5 protein-coding genes and 1 tRNA gene are annotated in these 6,578 nt (G+C 60.6%); 4 read left to right on the plus strand and 2 right to left on the minus strand.

The genetic code is table 11. The features are described from left to right. Nucleotides 1-174: 174 nt before the first annotated feature. A complete protein-coding gene (locus tag Q0687_RS13650; protein WP_298877457.1) occupies nucleotides 175-504 on the minus strand; it encodes a hypothetical protein in 330 nt (109 codons plus the stop codon). A gap of 522 nt (nucleotides 505-1,026) precedes the next feature. Here Q0687_RS13650 and Q0687_RS13655 point away from each other — a divergent pair. The 4 genes from Q0687_RS13655 to Q0687_RS13670 all read left to right on the plus strand — a co-directional run bounded on the left by Q0687_RS13655 (nucleotide 1,027) and on the right by Q0687_RS13670 (nucleotide 4,835). Further along, nucleotides 1,027-2,589 carry a 2-isopropylmalate synthase gene (locus tag Q0687_RS13655; protein WP_298877459.1) on the plus strand — a complete coding sequence of 521 codons (1,563 nt, stop codon included), beginning with the start codon at nucleotides 1,027-1,029 and terminating at the stop codon, nucleotides 2,587-2,589. 221 nt (nucleotides 2,590-2,810) lie between these two features. After that, nucleotides 2,811-3,815, plus strand: coding sequence for a TRAP transporter substrate-binding protein (locus tag Q0687_RS13660; protein WP_298877461.1), 1,005 nt, complete (start codon nucleotides 2,811-2,813; stop codon nucleotides 3,813-3,815). A 193-nt stretch (nucleotides 3,816-4,008) separates the two neighbouring features. Then, a complete protein-coding gene (locus Q0687_RS13665) occupies nucleotides 4,009-4,593 on the plus strand; it encodes a Spy/CpxP family protein refolding chaperone (RefSeq protein ID WP_298877463.1) in 585 nt (194 codons plus the stop codon). Between the two features lie 166 nt (nucleotides 4,594-4,759). After that, a tRNA-Lys gene (locus tag Q0687_RS13670) sits at nucleotides 4,760-4,835 on the plus strand. 506 nt (nucleotides 4,836-5,341) lie between these two features. Here the strand turns inward: Q0687_RS13670 and Q0687_RS13675 are convergent. Then, nucleotides 5,342-6,220, minus strand: coding sequence for a GNAT family N-acetyltransferase (locus Q0687_RS13675; RefSeq protein WP_298877465.1), 879 nt, complete (start codon nucleotides 6,218-6,220; stop codon nucleotides 5,342-5,344). Nucleotides 6,221-6,578: the final 358 nt, after the last annotated feature.

Raw genomic sequence — 6,578 nt, forward strand, 5'->3', positions numbered from 1 at the left:
TCACGCAAAAAGGGATTGACTAACCAAGGCCCGTTACAGAAGCCCGGATGGAGCGCAGCGCGCCCTCTGTTTTAAAAGGCGTGAAACGAACAGCAAAACCCGGGCGAAACGCGCCGCGGGAAGGACCATTCATGCAAGCTACACCGTGGAAGCGGTTGCTGTTTCTGTACCGCATCAGCCAGCGACAAACAGCGCGGCAAATCCAGCGATGAGCGCACCAACCGCCCAGAACTGAACTCCGACAATTTTCTCGTCTTGAACAACGACGAACAGCATTGCAAAGGGCAGGAGTACGCGTGTCGTTGTAATGCGGACCGCTTTCGCGATCCAGGCAAGCGCCAAGGCGAGCACCAACGCCAACTTGGAAGCTACGATGCTGACATCGCCGAGCCTGATATCAAAGATTGCAAAGATCGCGACGCCCGCGATCACGACAATCAGAAAAGCAACTGCTTCGAGTGCTTTCGAGGGTTCGGGCGTATCGTTCTGAGAATGAGCTTTCATAGGAACAATCCCAATTTCCAATCCTGCCCCGGGGGCTGCAGGTCGGTGTGAAATCGACTACGAAAAATTGCAAAGTATCAGCGAATGCTATTCCAAGATGCTGGATTGCCGCAATAGAGCCGAGCCACCGGCCCGAAACGAGGGCGAACCCTGATCTCACTTGAAGGTCAGCCCCCCTGACCATCTTTGGCGTTGCAGTTGCTGCCATTTCTCGTCTAGAAACGACGTACCGAGCCTCCCGGCAACCAACCGTCAACGGTTTTGACCGAGGATTTGGGGCTCAATAGGGTCTGGCAATGCTGATTCGCGGCCAAATCGATGGGATTTTTGGGGAGGTGGCTCTGTCCGCCGCCACGATCCCGGCCGCGCTGCCCACCCTGCTTCTCGGCGGGCTTCTTCTTAGCTGCCCCTGAGGGCCGGCTGGGCGCTGCGCGCCTGGGCACTCAGGGGTTGGTCGAGATCACCGGACACCTCAAGCGCCCACAGGACTAGCGGCGCGCAAGCTCAAAAGGAAATTTCGCAATGGCCCCCGTGAACAAGTCCGACAAGGACCGCGTCATCATTTTCGACACCACGCTGCGCGACGGCGAGCAGTGCCCCGGCGCCACCATGACCTTCGAGGAGAAGCTCGAGGTTGCCGAGCTGCTGGATGATATGGGCGTCGACGTCATCGAAGCCGGCTTCCCGATCACCTCGCAGGGTGACTTCGAAGCGGTGAGTGAAATCGCCCGCCGCTCCAAGAATGCCGTCATCGCCGGCCTGTCGCGCGCGCATCCCGCCGACATCGACCGTTGCGCCGAAGCGGTGAAGTTTGCCAAACGCGGCCGCGTCCACACCGTGATCGCGACCTCGCCGCTGCATATGCGGGTGAAGCTGAACAAGACGCCGGAAGAAGTGCTCGAGACCTCGGTTGCGATGGTCGCGCGCGCCCGCAACCAGATCGACGACGTCGAATGGTCGGCCGAGGATGGTACCCGCAGCGAGATGGACTATCTGTGCCGCATTGTCGAAGCCGTCATCAAGGCCGGCGCGACCACGGTGAACATCCCCGACACGGTCGGCTACACCGTGCCGGAGGAATACACCCACTTCATGAAGACGCTGATCGAGCGCGTGCCGAACTCCGACAAGGCCGTGTTCTCCGTGCACTGCCATAACGACCTCGGCATGGCGGTGGCGAATTCGCTGGCCGGTGTCGTCGGCGGCGCGCGCCAAGTCGAGTGCACCATCAACGGCATCGGCGAGCGCGCCGGCAATGCCGCGCTCGAAGAGATCGTGATGGCGATCAACGTGCGCAACGACAAATTCCCGTACTGGAACAAGATCGACACCACGCAGCTGACCCGCGCCTCGAAAGTGGTGTCGGCGGCGACCTCGTTCCCGGTTCAGTACAACAAGGCCATCGTCGGCCGGAACGCCTTCGCGCATGAGAGCGGCATTCACCAGGACGGCGTGCTGAAGGACGCTTCCACCTACGAGATCATGCGGCCCGAAATGGTCGGCCTGAAGCAGTCCTCGCTGGTGCTGGGCAAGCATTCCGGCCGCCACGCCTTCGTGCACAAGCTGGAAGAGATGGGCTACAAGCTCGGCCCGAACCAGCTGGAAGATGCGTTCACGCGGATGAAGGCGCTCGCCGACCGCAAGAAGGACATCTACGACGAGGACATCGAGGCGCTGGTCGACGAGGAGATGGCGGCCTCGCACGATCGCATCAAGCTGACCTCGCTGACCGTGATCGCCGGCACCCATGGCCCGCAGCGCGCGACCATGAAGCTGGACGTCGACGGCCAGATCAAGATCGAGGAAGCCGAGGGCAACGGTCCTGTCGATGCCGTCTTCAATTGTATCAAGCGTTTGGTGCCGCACGAGGCCAAGCTCGAGCTGTACCAGGTTCACGCGGTGACCGAAGGCACCGACGCGCAGGCCGAAGTCTCGGTGCGGCTGTCGCAGGAGGGACGTTCGATGACGGCCCGCGCGGCGGATCCGGATACGCTGGTGGCGTCCGCAAAGGCCTATCTCGGCGCGCTCAACAAGATCGTCATGAAGCGCCAGCGCGACAACGTGTCGACGGCGGCCGCGAGCTGACATTCGTGAGCACGTCATTCCGGGGCTCGCGAAGCGCGAACCCGGAATCTCGAGATTCCGGGTTCGATGCTGCGCATCGCCCCGGAATGACGGCGTTAAGGGCGAATAGCTGCCCTGCTAACAGCCAATAGCGGCTCAATGCACGAGCCGCTATTGATGCTCCCGGCTCGAGGAACGGCGCCCCCTGATGGGCCGCCCAAGAGAATAACAAGGGAGAGATCATGCGCATTTTCGCGACCGCCGCGTCCATCGCGGTCCTGGTACTTGGCCTGGCCGTGCCGGCATCGGCCCAATCGCCGATCATCATCAAATTCAGCCACGTCGTCGCGACCGACACGCCGAAGGGCAAGGCGTCGGAGAAGTTCAAGGAGCTCGCCGAGAAGTACACGAACGGCAAGGTGAAAGTCGAGGTCTATCCGAACTCGACGCTGTACAAGGACAAGGAAGAGCTCGAGGCGCTGCAGCTCGGCAGCGTGCAGATGCTGGCGCCGTCCAACTCCAAGTTCGGCCCGCTCGGCATCCGCGAGTTCGAGGTGTTCGATCTGCCCTATATCCTTCCTGATCTGAAGACGCTGCGGAAAGTGACGGAAGGCCCGTTAGGGGCAAGGCTGCTCAAGCTGCTCGAGCCAAAGGGCATCACCGGCCTTGCCTATTGGGACAACGGCTTCAAGCAGATGAGTGCCAACAAGAAGCTCATCACGCCGGCCGACTACCAGGGCGTCAAGTTCCGCATCCAGTCCTCGCGCGTGCTGCAGGCCCAGTTTAAGGCGCTCGGCTCGCTGCCGCAGGTGATGGCGTTCTCGGAAGTCTACCAGGCGCTGCAGACCGGCGTGGTCGACGGCCAGGAGAACACCTGGTCGAACATCTATACGCAGAAGATGCACGAGGTGCAGAAGTACATCACCGAGACCAATCACGGCTATATCGGCTACGTCGTGATCGTGAACAAGAAGTTCTGGGACGGTCTGCCGGCCGACATCCGCGACCAGCTCTCGAAGGCGATGAAGGAAGCGACCGATTTCAACAATGCTCAGTCGCAGAAAGAGAACGACGACGCGCTCGCCGAGATCAAGAAGAGCGGCAAGAGCGAGATCATCAAGCTCACACCAGAGCAGGACGAAGCGATGCGCAAGGCGATGGAGCCGGTCTACAAGGATGCCGCGAGCCGTGTCGGCCAGCCGCTGATCGACGAATTCCAGAAAGAAGCCAAGAGCACGACGAACTAGCCTCAACGGACATCAATCAAGGGCTTCCGTGCTGCAACGCAGAAGCCCTTTGTTGCAAATGATTTCCACTTCGCGATTTTGATCCAGATCAAGGAGTTACATCTTCGTAAGAGTGGCCTCTCTGTCCAAGTTGTAAGTTGCGAAGTGGCCTTGCGACGCTCATCTTCAGGATATCCTTCCAGAGGAGGTTCGGATGAGGAAGTTCACCATCGCCGCCATCGCCGTGCTCAGCATCGCAGGCTCGGGTGCGGTCTATGCCCAATTTCATCGCCCGTGGATGGAACACTTCCGCCACATCCGGATGAACCCGGAAGACCGCGCCGCCATGGTCGACGCGCGGATCGCTGCCGTCCATGCCGGGCTGAAGCTCAACGCCGATCAGGAGAAGCTGTGGCCGCCGGTCGAGGCCGCTGTGCGCGACTTCGCCAAGCTGCGCATCGACCGCGCCAATGCGCGGATGAACGCCGGCCCCGGTGACGCGAACAGGGACGCCGACAAGCCGGACGATCCGGTCGCCAGCCTGCGCCAGCGCGCCGAGGACATGGGCGCAAGCTCGGCAGCCCTGAAGAAGATCGCCGATGCCGCCGATCCGCTTTACAAGACCCTCGACGACGGCCAGAAGCGCCGCCTTGCCCTGCTGACCCGCCACCGCGGCCCCTTCGGCGGCGGCGAAGACGGCCCGCCCCACCACTTCATGGAGCGCGGCATGGGCCGCATGATGGATCGCGGCATGGACCACATGCGGGACGACGGCGCCGACCGGGAGGGCCGGCTCTGAGCGGACCGGGATGATCCGGTTTTAACCTTTGAGAAGCCGCTGGAATCCGGCGGCTTTTCGCATTTCCAGGGCTGTGGAAGAACCTTGAAAAACCTGCTTCACATCGCTTGCCATACCCGGATCGCTTTGCTAAACGACCGGCCTCGCAAGGCATTGACCGCCTTTCGGGCGCATAGCTCAGTTGGTAGAGCAGCTGACTCTTAATCAGCGGGTCCCAGGTTCGAGCCCTGGTGCGCCCACCATTTAAAGCCCTTAGTTTCCAATGGCTTCGCTAGACGCCTCTTGAGGATAAAAGCGAGCTTCGTGCCACGTCTTCTGTAGTATGACGTCCCACGGAAGACTTACCGCGACCTCCCTCTTTGTTTCTGCATCTTCTCCTTGCTTATGTATCTTCACGCCATTCGTTACAGAGCGCGGATCGGACGGTACAGGGCAATTACTTGCCCATCGTAGAATAGGATACTGCGGCGAGCAAAGCGGACATTCTGTTATGCGTCGCCGCGGGGTACTGCAGCACATCCGAGCCGTCAACGAAGGCGCACTTCTTGCGAGCTACAGAACCAGAACCGGATCGTTTGGGTCGGGGGCAGCAGAGCCGATCCCCCGCTGCCGATCGTGCGATTTTGCAAACTAAACTACGATTTTTCTCGATCCTGCACTCCCGCGGATAGCGCTCTCGGAAGCGCCCACGATAACGCCCGTCAGGTTAGCCTCAGGCGCCTGCTTGAATCCGGCCACGTGGACAGCTTCAGCTCAAGGCGTGACCGGCCAATCCGTAGACCCAAGGCTCGTCTTCCTTTCGGTTCAGGAAACGCCGTCCCTTGGACATGGTCGTGACTGTGTCGATCATCCCGAGGCGGCTCTGTTGAAGAAAGTCGGCAAACAGGCCCGTCTGCTCTCGGGTATCCACGCGGGCGAACCTTCCGGCGAGATCCTTGAGATGCACGGCCGTGAGATGGATCGCGTCGCAATCATTGCTGGCAACGATCGGGCCGATCACATGACCGCGCCCGAATTCGCGCTTCATGGAATAGCCGACGGTCTCTCCACCGCGGCGTAGGAGGCAGATTGACGCACCTTCAGAAAGCAATGCAAGCAGCCTCTGACGACCGGTCCCGAACGCGCGTTCATCCAATGCTGCGATTGCTTCAATATTCTTGGCAGACAGCGAGCTCAATTCGCCGTCGAGAGCCGGCACCGGTGGAGGTGGTGACACCACCTCTCCTTGCCATTGAAACACGGTGGCTTCCCTCGTAAAGCCTAGGGAAAGATAGAGGTGGTACGCCGCGTCGGTCGAGTTGAGAGTCAAATTCCGGTCGCCACACCGCTCGAACACCTGCTCCATGAGCCATCGGCCGGTGCCCTGAGCCTGGGTTCGAGGCGATGTGATCACCAGGCCAATGGTCGCGAAATCGTGGCCATGCGGGAACCACATCGCGCTGCCGAAGACGCGTCCTATGCCATCAACGGCTACGATCCCATGACCTGCGCGGCGTAGGAAATCCCAATCCTTGGGGCGATGCGGCCAGCCAACTCCGGTCGACAGTGCGTGGAGCAGCGTCACATCAACGTCGTTGATGTCTTTCGCAGCCAGTTCGAAGGACTTCACGCGTACCGTTCGTCCCATCTCGACCCGTCCGTTCCTTCGCGGGATGCCAGTCTCTCTCGCACATCGCGCCTTTTCTCTCCCGCCACAATAGGGCAGCGGGATTATTTCCCCGCACTATGGCACGGAGACCCAGCAGGTTTTCCCTGTTTGGGCCGTCATTTCGAAATCTTCGGCCTGTCTTGCAGCGCAATTCGGCAGGGAAAGCTTCGGCTCGCGGCTACCCTCGCGATATCAGGCAAACTGTGCAGGCAGAGTGAGTCGCTGTGGATGCTCAAGGAAGTGTTGCGAGGCTAGTCGCTTTTCCTGGCGTCGTCGACACGCCAGGTCGTGTCCCCGGTGGTGGTGTAGCTCGGTAGAGCAAAGCCGCCCGGACGCG

The sequence above is a fragment of the uncultured Bradyrhizobium sp. genome (assembly GCF_936928535.1).
Lineage (GTDB): Bacteria > Pseudomonadota > Alphaproteobacteria > Rhizobiales > Xanthobacteraceae > Bradyrhizobium.

Bases quoted from the DNA above. Each gene is read 5' to 3' on its own strand.
- Q0687_RS13650 (WP_298877457.1), bottom strand. From the start codon at position 504: ATGAAAGCTCATTCTCAGAACGATACGCCCGAACCCTCGAAAGCACTC.
- Q0687_RS13655 (WP_298877459.1), top strand. From the start codon at position 1,027: ATGGCCCCCGTGAACAAGTCCGACAAGGACCGCGTCATCATTTTCGAC.
- Q0687_RS13660 (WP_298877461.1), top strand. From the start codon at position 2,811: ATGCGCATTTTCGCGACCGCCGCGTCCATCGCGGTCCTGGTACTTGGC.
- Q0687_RS13665 (WP_298877463.1), top strand. From the start codon at position 4,009: ATGAGGAAGTTCACCATCGCCGCCATCGCCGTGCTCAGCATCGCAGGC.
- Q0687_RS13675 (WP_298877465.1), bottom strand. From the start codon at position 6,220: ATGGGACGAACGGTACGCGTGAAGTCCTTCGAACTGGCTGCGAAAGAC.